The 22,432-nt window shown below is 33.9% G+C and carries 23 protein-coding genes and 1 pseudogene; 22 read left to right on the top strand and 2 right to left on the bottom strand.

The features are described from left to right. The first annotated feature begins 7 nt into the window (after nt 1–7). The 12 genes and pseudogenes from KQI38_RS11395 to KQI38_RS11345 all read left to right on the top strand — a co-directional run bounded on the left by KQI38_RS11395 (nt 8) and on the right by KQI38_RS11345 (nt 12,035). Nucleotides 8–1,261: a hypothetical protein gene (locus tag KQI38_RS11395; protein ID WP_216559526.1), complete on the top strand. Its 1,254-nt coding sequence runs from the start codon at nt 8–10 to the stop codon at nt 1,259–1,261. Nucleotides 1,262–1,321: 60 nt separating this feature from the next. Further along, nucleotides 1,322–2,620 carry a uracil-xanthine permease family protein gene (locus KQI38_RS11390; protein WP_216559524.1) on the top strand — a complete coding sequence of 433 codons (1,299 nt, stop codon included), beginning with the start codon at nt 1,322–1,324 and terminating at the stop codon, nt 2,618–2,620. A gap of 27 nt (nt 2,621–2,647) precedes the next feature. Then, the gene (locus tag KQI38_RS11385) at nt 2,648–3,592 is read left to right on the top strand and encodes an oxamate carbamoyltransferase subunit AllH family protein (RefSeq protein WP_216559521.1); all 945 of its coding nucleotides are present in this window, start codon (nt 2,648–2,650) and stop codon (nt 3,590–3,592) included. 5 nt (nt 3,593–3,597) lie between these two features. Beyond that, on the top strand, nt 3,598–5,133 hold the full coding sequence (gene fdrA / locus KQI38_RS11380) for an acyl-CoA synthetase FdrA (RefSeq protein WP_216559520.1): 1,536 nt from the start codon (nt 3,598–3,600) through the stop codon (nt 5,131–5,133). Nucleotides 5,134–5,147: 14 nt separating this feature from the next. Next, a complete protein-coding gene (locus KQI38_RS11375; RefSeq protein WP_216559518.1) occupies nt 5,148–6,563 on the top strand; it encodes a YlbE family protein in 1,416 nt (471 codons plus the stop codon). Between the two features lie 9 nt (nt 6,564–6,572). Next, nucleotides 6,573–7,484: a carbamate kinase gene (arcC, locus tag KQI38_RS11370; RefSeq protein ID WP_216559516.1), complete on the top strand. Its 912-nt coding sequence runs from the start codon at nt 6,573–6,575 to the stop codon at nt 7,482–7,484. Between the two features lie 123 nt (nt 7,485–7,607). Beyond that, entirely contained in the window at nt 7,608–8,795 is a 1,188-nt protein-coding gene (locus KQI38_RS11365) for a M20 metallopeptidase family protein (RefSeq protein ID WP_216559514.1), read from the top strand. Between the two features lie 114 nt (nt 8,796–8,909). Next, entirely contained in the window at nt 8,910–9,218 is a 309-nt protein-coding gene (locus tag KQI38_RS11360; RefSeq protein ID WP_216559512.1) for a GyrI-like domain-containing protein, read from the top strand. Nucleotides 9,219–9,289: 71 nt separating this feature from the next. Next, complete coding sequence (locus KQI38_RS11355; protein WP_216559510.1) at nt 9,290–9,901, top strand: DUF6273 domain-containing protein; 612 nt, start codon at nt 9,290–9,292, stop codon at nt 9,899–9,901. Nucleotides 9,902–9,936: 35 nt separating this feature from the next. After that, a pseudogene (locus KQI38_RS22815) lies at nt 9,937–10,200 on the top strand (transposase); the annotation flags it as partial. Nucleotides 10,201–10,513: 313 nt separating this feature from the next. Continuing rightward, complete coding sequence (locus KQI38_RS11350) at nt 10,514–11,614, top strand: sulfurtransferase (protein ID WP_216559508.1); 1,101 nt, start codon at nt 10,514–10,516, stop codon at nt 11,612–11,614. Beyond that, a complete protein-coding gene (locus KQI38_RS11345; protein WP_216559506.1) occupies nt 11,595–12,035 on the top strand; it encodes a hypothetical protein in 441 nt (146 codons plus the stop codon). The genes KQI38_RS11350 and KQI38_RS11345 overlap by 20 nt, the downstream gene beginning before the upstream one ends. A gap of 96 nt (nt 12,036–12,131) precedes the next feature. On the opposite strand, the gene KQI38_RS11340 is transcribed toward KQI38_RS11345, so the two are convergent. Further along, nucleotides 12,132–12,641: a flavin reductase family protein gene (locus KQI38_RS11340; RefSeq protein WP_216559504.1), complete on the bottom strand. Its 510-nt coding sequence runs from the start codon at nt 12,639–12,641 to the stop codon at nt 12,132–12,134. A 227-nt stretch (nt 12,642–12,868) separates the two neighbouring features. On the opposite strand from KQI38_RS11340, the gene KQI38_RS11335 reads away from it, so the two are divergent. Both KQI38_RS11335 and KQI38_RS11330 read left to right on the top strand, forming a co-directional pair. After that, nucleotides 12,869–13,945: a helix-turn-helix domain-containing protein gene (locus KQI38_RS11335; protein ID WP_216559501.1), complete on the top strand. Its 1,077-nt coding sequence runs from the start codon at nt 12,869–12,871 to the stop codon at nt 13,943–13,945. Next, nucleotides 13,926–15,179 (top strand): FAD-dependent oxidoreductase, encoded by a 1,254-nt coding sequence (locus KQI38_RS11330; RefSeq protein ID WP_216559499.1) that lies wholly within the window; start codon nt 13,926–13,928, stop codon nt 15,177–15,179. Before KQI38_RS11335 ends, KQI38_RS11330 begins: the two co-directional genes overlap by 20 nt. 64 nt (nt 15,180–15,243) lie before the next feature. On the opposite strand, the gene KQI38_RS11325 is transcribed toward KQI38_RS11330, so the two are convergent. Beyond that, nucleotides 15,244–16,155, bottom strand: coding sequence for a DUF5692 family protein (locus KQI38_RS11325; protein WP_216559497.1), 912 nt, complete (start codon nt 16,153–16,155; stop codon nt 15,244–15,246). A 376-nt stretch (nt 16,156–16,531) separates the two neighbouring features. Here KQI38_RS11325 and hypB point away from each other — a divergent pair, with 376 nt between their 5' ends. The 8 genes from hypB to KQI38_RS11290 form a co-directional block, all read left to right on the top strand. Further along, a complete protein-coding gene (gene hypB / locus KQI38_RS11320) occupies nt 16,532–17,200 on the top strand; it encodes a hydrogenase nickel incorporation protein HypB (RefSeq protein WP_216559495.1) in 669 nt (222 codons plus the stop codon). Nucleotides 17,201–17,221: 21 nt separating this feature from the next. Next, nucleotides 17,222–19,909 carry an FAD-dependent oxidoreductase gene (locus KQI38_RS11315; protein ID WP_216559493.1) on the top strand — a complete coding sequence of 896 codons (2,688 nt, stop codon included), beginning with the start codon at nt 17,222–17,224 and terminating at the stop codon, nt 19,907–19,909. Nucleotides 19,910–19,929: 20 nt separating this feature from the next. Further along, nucleotides 19,930–20,271, top strand: coding sequence for a hydrogenase maturation nickel metallochaperone HypA/HybF (locus KQI38_RS11310; RefSeq protein WP_216559491.1), 342 nt, complete (start codon nt 19,930–19,932; stop codon nt 20,269–20,271). A 13-nt stretch (nt 20,272–20,284) separates the two neighbouring features. Next, nucleotides 20,285–20,824 (top strand): ECF transporter S component, encoded by a 540-nt coding sequence (locus KQI38_RS11305; RefSeq protein WP_216559489.1) that lies wholly within the window; start codon nt 20,285–20,287, stop codon nt 20,822–20,824. A 10-nt stretch (nt 20,825–20,834) separates the two neighbouring features. Further along, nucleotides 20,835–21,428, top strand: a complete 594-nt coding sequence (locus KQI38_RS11300) for a class I SAM-dependent methyltransferase (protein ID WP_216559487.1) — start codon at nt 20,835–20,837, stop codon at nt 21,426–21,428. 238 nt (nt 21,429–21,666) lie between these two features. Beyond that, the gene (locus KQI38_RS11295) at nt 21,667–21,987 is read left to right on the top strand and encodes a nucleoside triphosphate pyrophosphohydrolase (protein WP_216559485.1); all 321 of its coding nucleotides are present in this window, start codon (nt 21,667–21,669) and stop codon (nt 21,985–21,987) included. Between the two features lie 34 nt (nt 21,988–22,021). Beyond that, complete coding sequence (locus KQI38_RS22345; RefSeq protein ID WP_276515579.1) at nt 22,022–22,150, top strand: hypothetical protein; 129 nt, start codon at nt 22,022–22,024, stop codon at nt 22,148–22,150. A gap of 35 nt (nt 22,151–22,185) precedes the next feature. Next, nucleotides 22,186–22,432: hypothetical protein (locus KQI38_RS11290; protein WP_216559483.1), on the top strand; the 247-nt coding region annotated here is incomplete at its 3' end.

The following is a 22,432-nucleotide window of genomic DNA, read 5'->3' as shown; positions in this document are numbered from 1 at the left end:
ACCAGGCATGAGTTTGTTAATAAATATAATACCATTAGTTGTAGTATTAGCACTTTTATTTAAAAAGCAGCATATGCTTTTTGCAGGATTAATAGGAGGAATTCTAGCCATTTTAATAGGTGGATTAGAGATGTCAAAAGCAAGCCAAATGTTTGTAGGTGGTATAACTAACATGTTAGGCATTACAGTTCCAATAATCTATGCTGCATCAGCTGCAATGGTTTCAAAAGCTGGAAGTATAGAATCTTTAGTAGAATTAGCTAGAAGAAGTTTAAAGGGAAAGATAGGTATACTAGCAGGAATTATAGTTTTGATACAAGGTTTTGCAACATATATGGCAGGAATGGGTGCAGGGAATACCATGGTCACTGCACCATTAGCGGCTGCTGCAGTAGGGGCAATTCCTGAAGTTATTGTAGCAATGGCAATCGTTTCAGCAGTAGGATTTACTACATCTCCAGCCTCGACAGAAACCGTATTAGCGGCAGAAAGTGTGGGAAGAGATGTAATATCTCATGCAGCGGCTATGAGACCATATACTATAGCTTTTTATTTACTAGCTGCTGGACTAGCTATCTATGGTGTTTATAAAAGAGGCGCTTTAACGAAAGAAAATATTAACAAAGAAAATAGTGATAAGAACAAAAGTAATGGTACTTTACTAAAACAATCTATACCAGCAATTGCCCTATTAGTAATGGTAGTAGGTGGAAATACGTTAAATTCATTAATTGGAATAAATCTATTTACACCTGCAACAGCGGTTATCTTCACAAGTATTTTAACAGTGCTCTTAACTCCTCTTAACATAGATGAAACCTGTGAGGCATTGATTGAGGGTTCCAGATTTATATTAACTACTTTATTTGCAGTAGGAATGTTCCTAGCATTCATAAATATGATTGGAGAACTAGGAACCTTTGAGCAAATAGCAGCTTTAGCAAGTAATGTTCCAGAAGCAATAATACTACCTGTAGCAATGATTATAGCATTTTTAATAGCTATTCCTTCTGGAGCATTTGCGGCTGGAGTTCTAACATTAATACTTCCTACTTTATCAGCATTAGGACTACCTTCAGAAGCCATGGGTTTTGTAGCCATAGCAACGGGACTTGGAACTCAAATAAGCCCAGTTCAGATAAATGTCGCAGCTTTATCAAAAGGTTTTGAAATAGACATAATTGACGTCATAAAGGGAAATCTAAGATATATATTAGGAGCATTAGTCTTACTGATTATAATTGCAGTTGTAGTAATATAAAAAACTATATGAAAGGGATATAGTTATGATATATCCCTTTCATAAAACAGAGGTGATATTATGGAAAATAAAAAAACCGAAATGGATATTGTTTATGGTATTGAAGATAAGCCAGAGCTATCCAAAGCCATACCTTTAGCATTTCAACATATATTAGCTATGTTTGCTGCCAATATTACTGTACCCCTTTTATTATCAGCTTTATTAGATTTACCTCCAAGTGAAACAACATTTTTAATACAATGTGCTTTATTTATGGCTGGAGTAGCAACCTTTATTCAGATAATGAAATATAAAGGAATAGGCTCTGGGCTTCCTATAGTAATGGGGACTAGCAATGCTTTTATATCTACAGTTTTAGCTATAGCTAAAGATTTTGGAATAGGTGGAGTTTTAGGTGCTAGCTTTATCGGAGGGCTATTTGAGATATTTTTAGGGAAAAACCTCCTAAGATTAAAGAAAATATTTACGCCTTTAGTAGCAGGCATAGTAGTACTAACAATAGGAATAACACTTATACCTGTTGGTATAAAGCAAGCAGCAGGTGGAAGTGCCAATATGGGGGATTTAAGAAGCTTACTAATTTCAGCAACAGTTTTAGTCATAATAATTCTATTTAATCAGAGCAAGAACAAATTCTTAAAATCCTCATCAATACTAATAGGATTAGTATCTGGATATTTAATATCTTATTTTCTAGGAATAATAGATATAACTCCAGTGATGGAATCAAGCTGGATTTCACTACCTAAGCCTTTTGCATATAAATGGTCATTTAAACCAACTGCTATTATAGCCATGCTTTTCATGTATATTGCAACAGCAATAGAAACCATAGGAGATATATCTGCTCTTACTGTTGGAGCAGAAGGTAGAGAAGCCACTGACGAAGAAATGAGTGGAGGAGTAATTGCTGATGGATTAGGAAGTAGTATAGCTGCTTTATTTAATGGATTTCCCAATACTTCCTATACTCAGAATATAGGAGTAGTTAACTTGACAGGTGTATTTAGCAGACATGTGGTAAAGATAGGAGCAATTATCTTAATAGTTCTGTCTATATTTCCTAAATTTGGTTCCTTGATAGCCATAATGCCAGAACCAGTATTAGGAGGGGCAGCTATTGCCATGTTTTCTATGGTAGCTGTATCTGGTTTATCTTTATTAAGAAATATAAAAATGAATAGTAGAAACATGCTTATAATAGCAATATCCTTAGGACTTGGTATAGGATTAAATATAGTACCGGAAGCAACTCAAAATTTGCCTAGAGATATACAACTTTTCTTGACATCTGGAGTAGTTCCAGCAGGATTAGTGTCAATAATCTTAGATTTATGTCTACCAAATAGTGAGTAAGGATTAACTAAGAGGAAGGGACGAGCTATGGAGAGAGATGGATATGAAATCATAAGCTTTAGTGCTTGGGCTTATGACAAACACTTCATTGAATTTTTTAATGAGAATAGGAATTTAGAGATAGTAGGCAAAATCCACAGCATCTACTCTAGAACTATAAACTTTTTAGATAATAAAGACAATATGTATACCATAGGATCTAAAAGTATAGATAATAGTCCCTTCACCTTGAGAATAGACAATAGAAATATAAGTTTTGAAGATTTGGATTTAGAAGAAGGAAATAGATTATTTAAAATGGACAACAGCTTGATTATAGAGGATAAAGTAAGGATAAATTTGGGATTTAATTGTATATTGTGGAATCCTAATGTAGAAAAGAGAAGAGATTTAAATAAGGACTTAATAATGAAAAATATAGGATATTTTAATGATTTTATTTTAGAAAAGGGTTCAAATGGTGGATGTAGACATTTTTATTTAGAGAATTATTTAAAAGTAAAAGCTTGTAATCCCGGGTTAATTGAAAAAGAATTATCAAGGAGAATAGAAGTATTCTTAGATGCTTTAAATGATGGAAATATAGATGAAGTTAAGATTAACTCCTTAATCGGATTTGGAATTGGGTTAACACCTTCTGGTGATGATTTTCTAACGGGTTTCTTATCCACATTAAATATAATCTCAACAGATTATTCCAATAAAATAAAAAGAAAATTAATAAATTTAATTCATATAGATAAGATCTCAACTACTGATGTAAGCAAACAAATGCTTTCAATTACTTTAAGAGGTGAATCCAGAGAATACATTTTAAGTTTTATAAATGCATTCTTAGATGGAGATAAAGAACAGTTCCTTTTATTTTTGGAAAGATTACTGAATATTGGGTCTTCTTCCGGGACTGACTTAGCTGTTGGAGTAGTTACTGCATTTATTTTATTAATAAACAATTTCAATATGGAGGAATAACAACTATGAAAAATACAATAATTAGAAAAAATGCTTATTATGACTCTGTTACTTTGATGTCTTTGTCTAGTAAAATACTAGATGTAAACGGGGTAGAAGAGGCAGTAGTATCTATGGCAACAGAAATGAATAAACAATTGCTACAAAATGTTGGACTAGCTACAAAGGAATCAGATAATGCTGGAAATAATGATTTAATAATTGCTATAAAGGCAGAAAATGAGAATAGTTATGAGGAGGCTTTAAGGTTAGTAGAAGAGCTTTTAAGTCCAAAAAATAAAAAGAAGAAAAAAGGAGAATTAGAAAGTCCCAAGACAATCGATGCAGCATTGCAACAAATGGAAGATGCTAATTTAGCAGTGATTTCAGTACCGGGGCGATATGCAGCTAGGGAAGCAAAAAAAGCTTTAGAAAAAGGTCTTCATGTAATGATGTTTAGTGATAATGTAACTCTAGAAGAGGAAAAAGAGTTAAAGGAAATAGGTAGAGAAAAAGGACTTTTAGTAATGGGACCTGATTGCGGCACTGCTAGTATAAACAATGTTGGATTGTGTTTTGCTAATGAAGTAAGAAATGGAAATATAGGAATAGTTGGAGCTTCAGGCACAGGACTTCAAGAGGTCATGGTTCAAATTCATAGACTTGGAGGTGGAATCTCTCAAGGAATAGGAACAGGAGGAAGAGACCTTAAAGAAGAAATTGGTGGAATTATGATGATAGAAGGGCTAAAGGCTTTAAGTAGAGATAAGGATACTGAAGTAATAGTTTTGATCTCTAAGCCGCCAGCAAAATCTGTAGAAAAGAAAATACTGGAGGAAGTAAAGAAGGTAGATAAACCAGTAGTTATATGTTTTATAGATGGAGATAAAGAAGATGAAAAGGATTCAAAGGCCGCATTTGTTTATGGACTTTATGAAGCAGCAAAGAAAGCTGTGGAGCTATCAAGTGGATGTGAAGAGGAAATTGGAAAAGAGAATAATTTATTTATAGATGTTAAAGAGTTGAAGAAGTCATTAAATCCAGGACAAAGGTATTTTAGAGGATTATTCTGTGGAGGTACATTATGTGCTGAAGCACTATCTATTTTAAGGGGAAGCTTTGATTCTGTTAGAAGCAATGTAGCTAAAAATGAAAACGAAAAGCTTGAGAACATAAATGATTATCATGGGAATGTACTATTAGATTTAGGAGAAGATGAATTCACTGTAGGAAAACCTCATCCGATGATAGAGCCTACTTTAAGGCTTGATAGGATAATAAAAGAAGCAAAGGATGAAGAAGTAGGAGTTATACTCATGGATTTTGAACTAGGATATGGGTCTCATGAAGATCCTGTAGGAGTTACTATAAAATCTATTAAAGAGGCAAAAAATATTGCTAATTCCTATGGAAGAAATTTAATATTTGTAGCTTATATTTGTGGTACAGATATTGATAAACAAAATTATGAAAATCAAAGAAAAATGTTAGAGCAGGAAGGAGTATTAATTGCAGAAAGTAATATTGAAGCAGCCAATATAGTAATAGAAATATTATCATAATAGGAGGGTTTGACATGAGTGGTATTAATAATTTGTTTTCACAAGAATTAAAGATATTAAATATAGGGACAAGCAAATTTAAAGATGATCTAGAACTTCAGGGGCAAGATGTATTGCAATTAGACTGGGTACCTGCTGCTGGTGGAGATATAGAATTATTAAATATAATTGATAAATTATCTGGTAGAGAAGACATAAAAGAAGCTAATAAAAAGGCAGTAGAAAGAATGATGAATTCTCATCCTATGCTCATAGATATAGATAAGGCAATAAATGTAATCCCAGGGATGAAGGAAAATATGATACTTCATTCGGGACCACCTATAGAATGGGAAAGAATGGCTGGACCAATGAAGGGAGCAGTAATAGGAGCTTTAATTTATGAAGGCAGAGCTAAAAATGAAGAAGAAGCAATAAAGATAGCATCGTCGGGAGAAATTGAGTTTTCACCTTGTAATGAACACTGTACTGTAGGACCTATGGCAGGTATAGTATCTCCTTCTATGCCGGTACATGTAGTATATAACAAGACATATGGAAATTATGGTTATTGTACAATTAATGAGGGATTAGGAAAGGTTCTAAGATATGGTGCATTTAATGATGAAGTTATAGAAAGGCTTAAATGGATAGAGGAAGAGTTTGGGCCTACTATGAAAAAGGCTTTAAAGAGTATTGATGGAGGAATAGATATAAAGTCTATAATTTCTCAAGCAGTTCATATGGGAGATGAATGTCATAATAGGAACAAGGCTGCTACTAGTTTATTCTTTAGGGAAATAACTTCTTATATCATAGATACTGATGTAGATATAGACATAAAAAAGAGAGTGTTAAATTTCATAAAGATGAATGAACATTATTTTCTAAATTTGTCTATGCCATCCTGTAAGGTTGCAACAGATGCAGCTCATGGAGTAGAAAATTCTACTGTGGTAACTACAATGGCCAGAAATGGTGTAGATTTTGGAATAAGAGTAAGTGGTCTTGGTGAAGACCAATGGTTTACTGCTCCTGCAAATATGATAAAAGGACTGATGTTCCCAGGGTTTAAAGAGGAAGATGCTAACCCAGACATAGGAGATAGTGCTATTACAGAAACTATGGGAATAGGAGGATTTGCCATGGGTGGCTCTCCAGCTATAGTTCAGTTTGTAGGAGGAACTGTAGAAGATGCCATTGGATATAGTGAAAAAATGTATGAAATAACTGTAGGTGAAAATACAAATTATTCTATTCCAACTTTAGATTTTCGTGGTTCTGCCATAGGAATAGATATAGTTAAAGTAATTGAAAAAGATATTTTACCTATAATCAATACTGGAATGGCTCATAAGGTTGCAGGTATAGGACAAGTTGGTGCAGGTTTAGTAAGTCCACCAATGGAATGTTTTAAGAAGGCAATTATTGAGTTTAATAAAAATAACTAGGAGGGAAATATGAGCAGGATATTAATTGCTTTAGGAGGAAATGCTTTAGGAGATACTCCGAAGGAACAATTTGAGCTAGTAAAGGAAACGGCAAAACCAATAGTAGACCTTATAGAGAAAGGGCACGAAGTAATAATTGCTCATGGAAATGGGCCCCAAGTAGGTATGATTAACCTAGCTATGGAAGAAATATCCATGCCTTTTCCAGAATGCATTGCAATGAGTCAGGGATATATTGGATACCATCTCCAAAATAGAATATATGAAGAATTAAATAGAAGAAATATAAATAAAGATGTGGTAACTATAGTAACTCAAGTTGTAGTAGATGAAAATGATGAAGATTTACAGAATCCTACAAAGCCTATAGGAAGATTTTATTCTAAAGAAGAAGCAGAAAAACTAGTAATAGCAAAGGGCTATAAAATGATGGAGGATTCTGGAAGAGGATATAGAAGAGTTGTAGCTTCACCAAAACCTATAGATATTGTTGAAAAAGAATGTATAAAAACTCTAGTGAAGGATGGACATATAGTAATAACAGTTGGTGGCGGTGGAATTCCAGTAGTTAAAAAAGACTTTGGTTATGAAGGGGTTAATGGTGTAATAGATAAAGATTTCGCTAGCGGCAAAATTGCAGAATTAGTTGATGCAGATTATTTATTTGTCCTAACAGCTGTAGATAGAATAGCCATCAACTTTGGAAAGGAAGATCAAATTAATTTAGATAAGATGTCTATAGAAGAGGCTTATAGATATATAGAAGAAGGACAATTTGCACCGGGAAGTATGCTTCCAAAGGTAATAGCAGCAGTAAATTTTGCTAAATCAAGAAAAGGAAGACAAGCGATAATAGCTTCATTAGAAAAAGCAAAGGAAGCATTGGTTGGAGAAAGCGGAACAATAATATATAATAGTTAGAGTAATACTAAGATGGATTATATGATATAATTAGAGACATTACAGATATAAGAGATATAATGAAATGAAGATAGCTTTATATACGGTATAGTTTGCTAAATTAATCATTGAGGTGATGTAGATATGCTCAATATAATCCAAGAAGTAAATAGAATAGAAGAAGATATAATTAGCTGGAGAAGAGAACTTCATCAAATACCAGAAATAGGACTGGATTTACCAAGGACCACAAAATTTATAATGGATGAGTTAGATAATATGAATATAGAATACCATACCTTAGTAAATGGAAATGCTATCGTAGGATTAATAAAAGGTAAAGAAGAAGGAAAGACCATAGGATTAAGAGCGGACACCGATGCTCTTCCTGTTAAAGAGAAAACGGGATTAGAATTTGCGTCAAATAATGGATGTATGCATGCCTGTGGACATGATGGACATACTGCCATCTTGCTAGGAGTAGCTAAGGTATTGAATGAAAATAAAGATAAATTTAAAGGTAATGTAAAGTTATTATTTCAACCTGGAGAGGAATATCCAGGTGGTGCAAAACCTATGATAGAAGAAGGTGCTTTGGAAAATCCTAAGGTAGATGTTGTAATGGGACTGCACTTAGGAAATCTAGGAAAGGAAATTCCTAAAGGAAAAATAGGAGTATCTTATGGAGCAATGATGGCAGCAGTAGATGTAATGTATATTAAAATAAATGGGAAGGGTTCTCATGGTGCATACCCTCATCAATCTATAGACCCTATTGTTACAGCTTCAGAAATTGTTTTAGCATTACAGACAATAATCAGCCGCGAAGTAGATCCAGTGGAACCAGCAGTAGTATCTGTTACTAGAATAGACGGGGGATTTAACCATAATATAATTCCAGATTCAGTTGAAATTCAAGGAACAATAAGGACAGTAAATGAAGAGACTAGGCAGAGAATCTCCAGAAGAATAGAAGAAATAGTAAAGGGAATAACCCTAGCCCATGGAGCTAGTTATGAGATTGATTATGAATTCTGTTATCCGGCACTTATAAACTCAGAGGAGTTTACTAAGGGATTTGTAGAATCGGCTAAGAAGATAATCCCAGAAGAAGATATAATAGAGATGAAATCGCCTGTAATGGGTGCAGAGGATATGTCCTTTTTCTTACAAGAAGTTCCGGGAACCTTTTTCTATCTTAGTAACATGGCAGAAATAGACGGAGAATTTCATCCACATCATAATCCTAAGTTTGATATTGACGAAGGAGAAATGTGGAAGGGTGCAGCCCTTATTATACAGAATACAATAGATTGGTTAAATAAAAACTAGGCTTATGCCTAGTTTCAGGCCATCGACATTTTATATGTTGATGGCTTTTTAATATCTATGATTAGTAAAAGAATTATGCTATACTAATTATTAGTCGGATAATATACACATTACTTGCCCGAATTTTTTGGTTTTGACTGCTCTAAGGAGGCAATAGTACTTGGAGAACCTTCTCACATATATGAAGGTTGGGTATCTGTTCCAGATGACATAGAAATACCCATGCCTTTAGTAAAGCGAACCTTTAGTGGTGGGTTATATGCCGCACATGTATTGAGGACATGGGATTTTGAGGATTGGCGTTTATTAAGAGAATGGGTCAACGCCAGCGATAAATATGATAACGACTGCGATTCCCCACGCTGGACATCGCCTGAAACTGTTGCGGGGCAGGGATTTGAAGAAACGTTGAATTTTTTATAATTTTATACAAAAAGGCAGTAAAATGGAAGATTTACAACTTGATTTATTATTCCCTATTAAGGAGAAGGACAATGGAAGATTATAAAATTGGCTCGATAATATCATTCGGTGACTACAACTGGCGTGTGCTTGACATACAAAATAACTCGGCTTTGGTTATAACTGAAGAAATAATAGAACAACGTGCTTACCATGATGCTTATAAAGATATAACATGGGCTGACTGCGCGTTAAGAAAATATCTTAATGGTGAATTTTATGACAAATTCAACGCAACTGATAAATCAAGGATAATTCCGGTAATAAATAAAAATCCTGATAATCAGTGGTATGGTTCAAAGGGCGGAGCAGATACGCAAGACAGTATATTTTTATTAAGCCTTGAGGAAGTGTGCAAATATTTCGGTGATAGCCGTTCAAAACTGCAAAACCGAGGAAAAAATCAAAGATATTGGTTTGAAAGAAAAGATGAAAACAACAGTAAGCGAATAGCAAGACTTCAGGGTAAAGAATGGAGTTGGTGGTGGTGGCTTCGGTCGCCCGGCCGCGTTAATGTAAAAGCCGTGTACATCTTTGGGACTGACGGTAATATAGGTATCCAAGGCAACAATATATTGAAAGGCAACATCAGCGATGGCAAATGTACAGGCGGCGTTCGTCCCGCTTTATGGTTAAATATATAATTTGAATTATGGCTAATGAGCATAATACTGTAGGAAGCAAGGAACTCTATGCACTCCCAAGCCAAACCATTGAACGAGTCTTTGCAGATGCTAAGGAGCTTCATGGTATGCGTTATGTCAAGCATAGAGGTTTAGACTGAGTGAAAATGGAACTAAACCTCTTATTTGCCTGCATGAATCTCAAAAAATTGGCGAATAGGTTGTGGAAGAACGGCTTAACCCCTTTGCTTTTTGGCTTGTTTGTGTCAATATTTGAAGTTTTTGAAAAAAAATTTTGCGAACTTGAAATTGCTTCTTGATTTTTGCAAACCAAGAAGCAATAAGTCAACAATCTGAAACTAGGCTTATGCCTAGTTTTTTTAATAGTAGATATAGACTTAGAGATAATCGATATAATTATATCTACATTACTATTATTGAGACTTCCATATTAATAGCTAGAATTATTAACTATACTAGAAACTTTTTCTATAGATTTTATCTATATCCTTAATTTTATTTATAGATTTTATTAATTAGACTTTATAAAATAGAAATGCTACACTTTTAAAGATATTTAACTTTATATAGATATAAGGATATTATAATAAGATACTAGTAGGAGGCTTTTAAATGAACAAGAAATTTTTTACTTTGTTACTTGTAGCTGCATTAATGATAACAGTATTTACAGGATGTAAACAACAACCTAAGAAATCAGATAGTAATCTGGTAAATAAAGAATCAGTAGCTAAGGATGAAGATACACAGAAGTCAGAAGTTGAAAAGGTTGAAGCTGTGGATGTAAAGAAAGTATTTGTTTCTCCACAGTGGGTTAAAAGTGTTATTGATGGGAAGCAGGAAGAATCAAAGAAATATATAATTTTGGAAGCTTCTTGGGGATCAGCTGATGATAGTCCGGATTATAATACTGGTCACATACCAGGTGCTGTGCATGTAGATATTGCAAGCATCGAGGGAGAACCTTATTGGAATCTAAAATCTCCAGAAGAAGTTGAACAAGCAATGCTTGAACTTGGAGTTACAAAGGATACTGCTGTTATTCTATATGGATCTGATGTTTCTGGTACTGCCAGAGTTGCATATGCATATTTATGGGCAGGAGTTGAGAATGTTAAGGTGCTTAATGGAAGTCTTGATGCGTGGACAAAAGCAGGATATGAATTAGAAACTACTGCAAATGCCGCAACACCTGCAACGGAATTTGGTGCAAAGGTTCCGGTGAATCCGCAGTTTTGGATATCAGTTGAAGATGTGGATAAGAAATTAAAAGATGATTCTAATTTCCGTTTAGTAAGTATTCGTTCATATAAGGAGTTCAATGGTGAAACAAGCGGTTATTCTTACATTGATAAAGCTGGAGAGCCTAAGGGGGCTGTATGGGGTAAAGCAGGTAGTGATCCATACCATATGGAAGACTATACCCATGAAGATGGAACCTATATTACAATGGATGAAATGAAAGAGCTTTGGAAAGGACTTAACTTTACCTTGGATAATGAGCTTTCTTTCTATTGTGGAACAGGTTGGCGTGCATCAATTCCGTTTTTAATTATGTACGAAAATGGATATACCAATATGAGTATGTATGACGGTGGATGGTATCAATGGCAAATGAATGATGATCATCCTGTTCAGGTGGGAGATCCAAATACTGGTGAAGTCGTTTATACGACAGTAGGTGAACTTTCAAATGACAAGGCGGCAAAATAGAAGTAAATATATATGCGCAATTTTGTGTGGCATCTTAGAGTTTTTAGCAATAATCGGAGCCTATGCAGCTCATTATTTTACTAAAACTCGAATGGGAATGCTTCGTCATGTGATATATCTTAACGGTAAATGGCAGAAGACATTTCCTATTCCAACGATGAAATGGATTGCTATAAGTATTATCATTGCTCTTGGAATCATTGCATATCTGCGTTACCGTAAGGGAAATACAGGCTATAATATTAATATTCCTATAATGCTATTGACTATTATCATGAGTATATGGACAGTATATTTTTTGCTTGTCTATAGTACAGAAAAGAATCGTGCTTATTATATTTTAAGTATTTGTTTCCTATTGGCAACAGTATTTCAAAATATTTTATATCATTGTATTTTTTCAATTAAATCAAAAAGATAAATTTAAAAGAGAGACTGAAATTATTTCAGTCTCTCTTAGTTATATAATCCATTATAATTAAACCTATATTTTCATGATGTGTATGCTAGATATTTATTATTCTCTCACCAATATCTTAGTTACTTCTCCAATATATAATGTATGATGGTCAGAATTAGGATAGATTTTTTCATTAAGTTCCTGATCAATGAATGACTCAGGTTTATATTCCTGAGCAAATAATTTCTTACAGAAGATTGCTATATTTGCTTCTTCAAAATAAGGAATATTATTATCATGTAAAACTGTAAAATTAGATTTTTTGATTTTATCTTCATCTCTACCAGATTTTGTTCCAAGATAAGATAATGTTTCTCTAAAACTATCATCAAAGTAGGTCAATGAGAATGAATCTGAATTATCTATAAACTCCTTAGTATAGCGTTGTGGACGAATAACTATATATGCCACATTCTTATTCCACATAACACCTAAACCACCCCAAGAAGCAGTCATTGTATTAGTTTTTCCATCCTTTTCTGCAGTAATTAGCATCCAATCCTTGCCAATTAATTTAAATGGGCTATAGTTAAATTCTTCAGGTCTAATTTCTTTAAATTTAGTCATATATAATCCCTCCATATTTATCATTATACTTATTATTATATAATAGATGAAAGTAAATTCATATTATGATAGGTACATTTAACAAGAAATAAATAGAGAAAATAAGGAAAAAATTGGGAAATTCTTGAGAATATAGTATAATGATGGTGATATGATAATGTGAAGTAAATTAGTAGACATGAAGGCTATATCATTGAAATGCTCATTAAAGGAAAGGAGGTACTGTTATGAAATCCAAAGGATTTAATGCACATAATAAATATATGATATTGAAACATGCATTGAAGGAGAATAACGTTTCCCGGACCTGTGAGCTGTTTGGTATTTCTAGGACAACCTTTTATAATTGGCAAAGGGCTTATCAGAAGTATGGCATGGTTGGACTGGAAATAAAGGAACCACAAAAGCCACAAATGCCTAATAAAGTCAATAAGACTATTGAGCAGGAAATATTAGCATATGTAAGCAGTTATCCTGCCGATGGACCTAAAAGAATTTATTATGAACTAAGAGCTGAAGGAATTGATATTGGAGAGACAGGTATTTATAATGTCTTAAGGCGAAATAATTTGACAAGAAAGGCTCAGAGAGTGCAATATTCTAAGAATAAAGCATTTCATATGAAAACTAATCGAAAGGATAGTAAGGAAATACTTGGATTTTTTAATAAACAGGAGATTTATCCAGGGTATTTAGTTATCCAGCGGATTAACTTTATGGGAACTTTTGATGGTATTGGAAAAATATATCAATATAGTTTCTACGATGCTGCTTCAAAATGGATAGCGGTAAAACTATACAATAAAAAACAGGATATTGATATATGGAATTATTTTGAGCGTAAATTAGTTTATTTATTGAAGCTATTCAATATAAATATTACAAATTTAGCTACTGACAGAAAAAAGGAGTTTTTACCTTACTTTGTAAAGGGTAATAAGTATAAAGAAGTTATAGAAGAGCTTCATATAAATCATATATTTATTTCTCCTGAGGATAATACGGCATTAGAAGATATGATGTCATTAAATAAGTTTTTGGTTACAGAGTTCTATGATAAAATTGGTTTGAATCATGAACTTGATTCATTTGCAAAGGTTGAAGGTGCACTTAATAAATTTATAAGGGAATATAATTTTTACAATATAATCCTAAATGGTCATAATATAGGTAGGACACCTGTTGAGGCAGTACTTGAAAGGGCATCACAAAATAATGTAGATTTAGATACATTGCCACTTTGGATTCTGGCATTGATAAATTATTCAAGGCGGGGTGAGAAAAGTGAACAAGGAAGACTGTAAAATTGCAGTAGTTGGTGGAGGACTTTCAGGACTTGTTATAGCCGAAGGTCTGCAAAAAAGGGGATATAAAAATATCACTATTTTTGAAAAAGATGAACGGATAGGTGGTAAATTGTATACCATCTGGCATAAGGGAAAATCTCACGAACTTGGGGCCATATTTGGCCTACCTTCTCAACCATATCTTAAGGCTTTGATGAAACGGCTAAATATCAAAGCAGATGGACCAAAATTATCTCGTACTAATTATAATACTAATGGTCAAAAAACTATACCAATACCGAAGGAAAAATTGGAAGACTTTGTGGATGAACTGGATCGATTGCCAGATGTATTAGAGATGTATAAGTCACTTAAAAAATCAAATATTGAAAATGTTGAGCCTGTATTAATGCTTCCATTTTCAAAATGGTGCGATATACATGAATTTCGGATTTTAAAGACCATCTACACCCAATATTTTACTATCTTTGGATTAGGCAATATTGATGAAGTACCAGCCCTATATGTACTTAGAATCTTAAACTACGACCATTTAATGTCCTTTATGGAGTTACCAGAGTTTGCTACCTGGAAGAATGGGGTTTCTTCATTGACAGAACGACTAAGAAAGGAAATCAAAGATATCCGGCTAGGTCAAAAGGTAATAGATATTTCTTTGTCTCAGCGAGAAACTCTATTGGTACAAACTCAATTTGAAATTCTTGAATTTAATCGAGTTATCATTGCCGCTCCCTTGGATCAATTTTCAAATCTTCATTTTTGGGATCAAGATATGAAGCGACACCTAAGCAGTATAAGATATCAATCATTTAATGTTTATGCATTCATAGCTGATAAAATCCCCAAGGGCTGTGGATGCGTATTAGAAAACTTATCACCCAATCGGCAAGGACATATTACCATATGGAACTCTAGGTGGGATGAAGAGGATAATGAAGGGATGGTGATGCTTTATGCATATAATCCTAATGATAGCTCTAAAATTTCTGCTTTAGATATTATTAAGGAGGACTTGTTAAAATTAGGTATACAGAATCCAAGGCTTTATCAGGCTAAAAATTGGCAGCATTGCCCCTATGTAGATACTTATGCCTTAGAAAATGGATTTTATGATAAAATGGAATCCATGCAAGGTAAACACAATGTATTTTTAGCAGGTGAAATTATGAGCACACTTTCAATGGAAAACTGTATACGGTATTCTATAGATTTATTAAATCGTTTTTTCTAGCCAATTGATTAATTATATTAAAAATCTCCTTAAATCAATAGCGATTAAGGAGATTTTCTTTAATTTATATAGATTCTAGCTTTGAACTTATTTTTGAATCCTTCCAAATCTGGTCCTTTAAAGGATTGAGACCATATTTAGCGATTCGGTAGAACTGCCAAACTCCCAATATTATATTAAGACTTAAAGATAGTATTGCCAGAGTCCAGTTAGCTTGAGGATTGTAGCTTACCTTTACATTAAAAATACTGCCTGTAGCAAAGAAATATGGGAATGTCATGACCCATGACATCCAAAATAACAATGTATGTGCACGGTTTTGCATCCAAGTTCCTTTTGACCATAAAAGTGCAGGAATAGTGGGTGCAAGATTTAATGCTAATCCTGAATACAAGGCGTTGCCGGGTGCACAGGAATATACATAGGATATATTCCAAACTCCATAAGCTATAATATAAAGGAGATTTTGGTCAGGCCATATCATATCTCTACGTTTACCTGAAGTAGAGTAGATACCAAACCAACCGCAAATCACCAAAATATTTAGAATTCCGGCTATTGCATTTAAATAGTTCCACCCTCCGGATATATAATACATACCGTCAACCATTCCATTAAAGCCAGCTATACCAACTTGAAATTCTCGTGCTACAGCTTCCAAGATATTGATAGCTAAGATAGATGGAATAAGTATTAGATACCATCTGTGTTTCTTATGGTAGTCTGTAAATCGAACGACCATATAAATAAGGCAACCTGCTAGTGCTGAATAAACCTTGACCCAAGTAAACCAAGATGTAATTTCATTAGGGCCTCTGGTGACCCAAACTATAGTAAGGATTATCGGTAAAACCATAAACATAAAAATACTTACTCTTTCACTTGTGCGCGAAAGCTCATTCAATCCTATGAGAATGCCAAGAACAACAAACCACATAATTATGTTATACCAGGGAAGCGTTTCAAAAAAGAACATAACCAAAACCCCTTTCATATAAATATAATGATTTGATACTTTCAAAATATTACGTTAAAAAAATAACGTAAATTCAACTATAGTTTATCATTAATTTAATTCCTAATCCATAGTATTTCAGCACATTCCAATGACTTTTTTACATTCAAGTAATGTTTACATATTTTTTTATAAGAAGTGCTTAGAATCAGGATTATATAATTTATAAGTGTAAACAATACTTGAAATAGAAAGTCGATAAACATTGAAATCTTACTGTCTCCCCTTTTTTGACAGTAAATTTTATTTTAAATACAATGAAAGTGACAAAATAGTAACGATTTTTATAGAGCTGTATTGTAAATGTAATGAAAATTTGTAGGGAGGCGGGTAATAAATGGAGAAATTTAAAGTTTTAGAAATCAAGGAAAATATTTTCGAAGATAACAATCGACAAGCAGATATTCTTAGGGATGAATTGAAAAACAAGGGAATATTTCTGTTAAATCTCATGTCATCACCAGGATCAGGTAAAACAACTACAGTTTTAAGGACTATTGAAGCCTTGAAATCGGATATGAAAATTGGAGTTATGGAAGCAGATATAGACTCTGATGTGGATGCTCATGCAGTAGCTCAAACAGGTACAAAGGTAATCCAATTGCATACGGGGGGAATGTGTCATCTAGATGCTGATATGACAAGACAGGGGCTAGAAGGATTAGGAACAGAAAATCTTGACTTTATAATACTGGAAAATGTAGGTAATCTTGTATGTCCGGCAGAATTTGATACAGGTTCATCTAAAAATGCTATGATACTAAGTGTGCCAGAGGGTGATGATAAGCCACTTAAATATCCCTTGATGTTTTCAATTGCAGATGTTTTACTTATTAATAAAATAGATGTAATAGATTATTTTAACTTTGATTTAGAGGCAGTAAAGACTCGTGCAAAGAAATTAAATCCAAATATAAAGATCATTCCTATTTCTGCAAGGACTGGAGAAGGAATTGAAGAATGGACTAATTGGATTCGTAATGAGGTAAAAAGCTGGCAGGAATAAAAACATTAAGGAGTGAGATTTATGGGAAAGCCAAAAGTATTGGATTTAGCAAATCATATTGGTAGAAAGAAGCCTAATTCAAAGTCAGCATATAACTATAAAGATCCTGAATATATGATATTAGAACCAGTAGTCACAGATGAAATGGCAGAAGTAGGATTATGCTTAGAATTTCGCAAGCCAAAGAGTGCAAAGGAAGTAGCACCTTTATGCAGCCAATCCCTAGAGGATACAGAAAAACATTTATGGGAATTAGCAGTTGCTGGTGCTTGTTTTGTAAATAAAATAGATGGAGAAGATAAATACTGGCTTGATACTTGGGTGCCAGGAGTTATGGAAATGATGGTTAACAATAAGGAAAATGTAAAGAAATATCCTCAAATAGCAGAAGCTTTCGAGGCTTATGGTAGAGTAAGAGGGCCAAAAACAGCAGGAGCATTTCCGGTGGGGAAAGGTCTGATGCGTGTTATTCCTATTGAAACAGCCATTGATGGTGAAACAAGAAGAGCATCTTATGAGGAAGTATCAAAATATCTAAATGAAAATGAAATATTTTCAGTATCTGATTGCTCCTGTCGTACGGCTAGAGAGGTTATGGGAGAAGGCTGTGGACATTTAAAGGAGGACATGTGTATCCAATTGGGACATGCAGCGGAATATTATATCCGTACAGGAAGAGGTAAGCAAATAACTAAGGAAGAAGCCTTTGAAATCATAAAAAGAGCAGAAGAAAATGGTTTGATGCATCAAATACCAAATTTAGATGGTTTTGGAAAGACTCATGCAATATGTAACTGTTGTGGATGTAGCTGCCTATCTTTAAGAACTGCAGGGATGTTCTTAAATAATGATATGGTCAGATCAAACTATGTATCTCATATTGATAAGGAGAAATGTGTTGCCTGTGGAGAATGTGTCCAAGTTTGTCCTGTAAATGCATTAAAGCTAGGTCAAAAAATATGTGCTAAAACACCAATTAAAGAAAATAAAAGAATAGATTTCCCATCTAATACAGAATGGGGACCAGATAAATGGAATCCTGATTATCGTATAAACAGAGAGAATGTAGTGGATACAGGAACAAGCCCTTGTAAGACTCAGTGCCCGGCTCATATTTCTATCCAAGGTTATATTAAGTTGGCTTCTCAAGGAAAATACAAGGAGGCCCTTGAACTGATAAAAAATGAAAACCCATTCCCTGCAGTATGTGGACGTATATGTCCAAGAAAATGCGAATCTGTATGTACTAGAGGGGATATAGATGACCCAGTAGCTATAGATGATATTAAAAAATTCATAGCGGAACAGGACTTAAACAAGGAAAATCGTTATATACCAAAAGTTAAACATAATTATGGAAAGAAAATAGCCGTTATAGGAGCAGGTCCTTCTGGTTTATCTTGTGCATATTACTTAGCCATCGATGGATACAAGGTGACAGTATTTGAAAAACAACAGGCTCTAGGCGGCATGCTTACTCTCGGAATTCCATCCTATAGATTGGAAAAAAATGTAGTAAATGCTGAAATAGATATTCTAAAAGAATTAGGGGTAGAGTTTAAGACGGGTATTGAAGTAGGAGAAGATATAAGCCTCAAGGAATTAAGACAACAAGGATACAAGGCATTTTATCTTGCAATAGGAGCACAATCAGGAAGAAAATTAGGAATTGAAGGAGAAGAGGGAGAAGGGGTTATTACAGGAGTTGATTTCCTTAGAGATGTAAATTTAGGAAGAGAAGTAAAGCTTGAAGGAAATGTAGTAGTCATAGGTGGAGGGAATGTGGCTATAGACGTAGCCAGAACAGCTACAAGAGTAGGAGCATCAAAGGTAGATATGTTCTGTTTAGAAAGTCGAGAGGAGATGCCCGCTCTAGATGAAGAGGTTGATGAGGCAATGTCAGAAGATATCGTAATAAATAACTCTTGGGGTCCTAAGAGAATTGTCACGGAAAATGGCCGTGTAGTAGCCATAGAATTTAAGAAGTGTACTTCTGTATTTGATGAGAACAAGAGGTTCAATCCTAAGTATGATGAAAACAATACTATTACAGTAAAAGCAGACCATATATTATTATCCATAGGTCAAGGTATTGAATGGGGAAATCTATTAGAGGGCTCAAAGATAGAGCTTAATCCAAATAAGACTATCAAAGCTGATTCCTTTACTCTTCAAACTGCTGAATCAGATGTATTTGCAGGTGGTGATGCTATGACAGGTCCTAAATTTGCCATAGATGCAATTGCTCTAGGAAAAGAAGCTGCAATTTCCATTCATCGTTTTGTTCAACCGGGGCAAAGCTTAGTACTTGGACGTGATAGAAGAGCATATCATGCCTTGGACAAGGAAAATTTGATACTTGAAGGATATGATAATGCTCCAAGACAGAGGACAACTCATGTAGATGGAGCAAAGGCTAAGACTTCCTTTAATGACCTAAGAGAGACTCTTACAGAAGAACAAGTAAAGAAGGAAACAGAGAGATGCCTAAGCTGTGGAGCTACAACAGTAGACGAATATACGTGCATAGGATGTGGGGCATGTACCACAAGATGCAAATTTGATGCTATATCTCTCATAAGAAAGTATGATGAAGAAAATGTATCCTTTGAAGATCTTAAACCAATAATAGTCAAAAATATGATTAAGCGTAAGGGCAGAATGGTTGTCCATAAGGTTAAGAAATCTATAGGTGTTTATACTAAGTAGAATGTGTGGGAGTGAGCTATTTGCACGAATTAGGCGTAGTTATTAAAGTAGTTAAAACAGTAGAAAATTTTGCTAAAAGCAATGGAATAACAAATATAGATACTTTGGTGCTTCAAATAGGACAATTATCATCCATGATACCGAGATATATTGAAGCCTGCTATCCAGCTGCAGTAGATGGAACTATGCTAGAGGATACTAGGCTTGAGATAGAGATTCTACCGGGAAATGGCATGTGTAAATCTTGCCATAAAGTATTTAATCTGATTGAAAATAAATACTGCTGTCCTTATTGCGGAGGAGAAAACATACAGGTATTAAGTGGTAAAGAGTTTATGATTAAAGAGATTATCGCTTATTGAAGGAAGGGATATTATGAAAAATAAAATGATAAAGAGCTTGGTATTATCGGGAGTATTTATAGCCACGGGGCTTGTATTGCCCATGGCATTTCATGCTATAGGAGGGGCAGGTCCAGTGTTTTTGCCTATGCATATTCCTGTACTAATTGCTGGATTTTTTCTAGAATTACCATTTGCAGTTGCAGTAGGTATATTGACTCCCCTTTTGAGCTCATTATTGACGGGGATGCCACCATTTTTTCCAGTATTGCCCTATATGATTCTTGAGCTTGCAACTTATGGAGCAATAGTAAGTCTTCTTTATAGAAAATCAAGGGTGAATGTCTACATGTCCCTTATCATTAGTATGATATGTGGTAGAATTATGGCTGGTGCTGCAGTATGGGTACTGGCAACAATTTTTATGGTACAGCTTCCTAGTCCGGTTGTGTTTGTGCAAGGTGCAATCATTAAAGGGATTCCAGGGATTGTCATACAATTAATCCTAATACCTTCAATTGTATTAGGGGTGAAAAGATTCAATCCAACTAGCGAGTTTCATAAGTTCACATAGGTGAATTTAAATGGAATCGCAAAAAGATTTTTTTAATAGATTAGCAAACACTTGGGACGAAATATGTAACCACGATATGATAAAAGTAGAGTCTATACTGGATTTAGTTGAAATAAAAGCAGGAACCCATATTTTAGATGTTGGAACAGGGACTGGTGTACTGATTCCTAGCTTATTTCAAAGAGTAACCCAGTCAGGTTACATCAAGGCAATTGATGTAGCTGAAAAAATGATTGAGGTTGCTCAGAGAAAAAACAAATATGAGAATGTAATCTTTGAATGTGTAGATGTACTGGAGAGCAAAGATGATGAAGACATCTATGATCATATAATCTGCTATTCCATGTTTCCTCATTTTAAACACAGAAAATCAGAAGTGATTACAAGTCTGGCACAAAAATTAAAAGCTGGCGGAAAACTTACAATTTGCCATTCTCAAAGCAGGGAGTCCATTAACAATCTTCATAAAGGAGCAGATGAAACTGTAAAAGAGGACAATTTACCTCCAATGGCAATACTGAGGCAATACTTTTTAGATGCTGGGTTGGAAGTTCTAAAGGAAGTAGATAATATGGATATGTTCGTAATAATCGGATGTAAATAGTTAATTGAGGATAACCATTCTGATGTGATTCACAGCAGGGTGGTTATTTTTCCTATGAAGAAGTATGGTGGTTGCATATCATTTTTTTATTACCTTAATAAGGTATATATCTAAAATAAGAAATAAAATACTATAATATAGTAAGGAATAAATACAAAATAACAGATAAAAAATTGGGGATTTTTTAATAATATAGTATAATAGGGGTAATATGATAAGGTGAGGTATATTGGTAAGTATGAAATCTATAGAATATAATAAGTTAGTAAGGGATAGAATACCAGAAATAATTGAAAAGGCAGGGAAGCAGGCAATAGTTGAAAAAGTAGGTGAAAGTCAACTTATTAAGCTATTAAATAAAAAGCTTGAGGAAGAATTAATCGAATATCTTGAAAGTGGAAATGTAGAAGAACTTGCAGATTTAGTAGAAGTAGTATATGGAATTCTTGACCATAAAGGAGTATCAATTGAAGAATTTGAAAGAATTAGACAAGAGAAAAATGAGAAAAGAGGAGCTTTTAGAGAAGGACTTGTACTTATAAAGGTAATAGAACAATAATATATTATAAATGAAGGTTTTAGGGAAATAATTCTTGAGATCCAAATCTATAGATTTTTATATAAGAAATGGATTTAAAGTAAATGGAATTGATCTAAGCTGTTATACTAATGATGATATTGGGAAAAATGAAGTAAGGATAGAAATGGTTTGTAGAATGTAATGAGAGGTTGTTAGTAATTTCTAGGAGGGAAAATCATGAAACTTATAAAATTTATATTGATTGGGATTATATTTATCTTGATATTTAATGCTCTAGGTATGTTTAATCCTGAAACAAGTAAAAAAGTAGATAATGCTGTTGAAATAACTAAAATTAAGATAAACGAATTTAAATATAAGGATAAGCCCCTTATTGATATGTCGTTAAAAGAGTTAGCCTCTAATATTTCTTCTGACATTAATTATTTAAAGGAAGAGGTAATTACAGATGAAGGGGTTAAAT

This window comes from Tissierella carlieri, assembly GCF_018917285.1.
Lineage (GTDB): Bacteria > Bacillota > Clostridia > Tissierellales > Tissierellaceae > Tissierella > Tissierella carlieri.
This window is presented reverse-complemented; position numbering and strand designations above follow the sequence as displayed.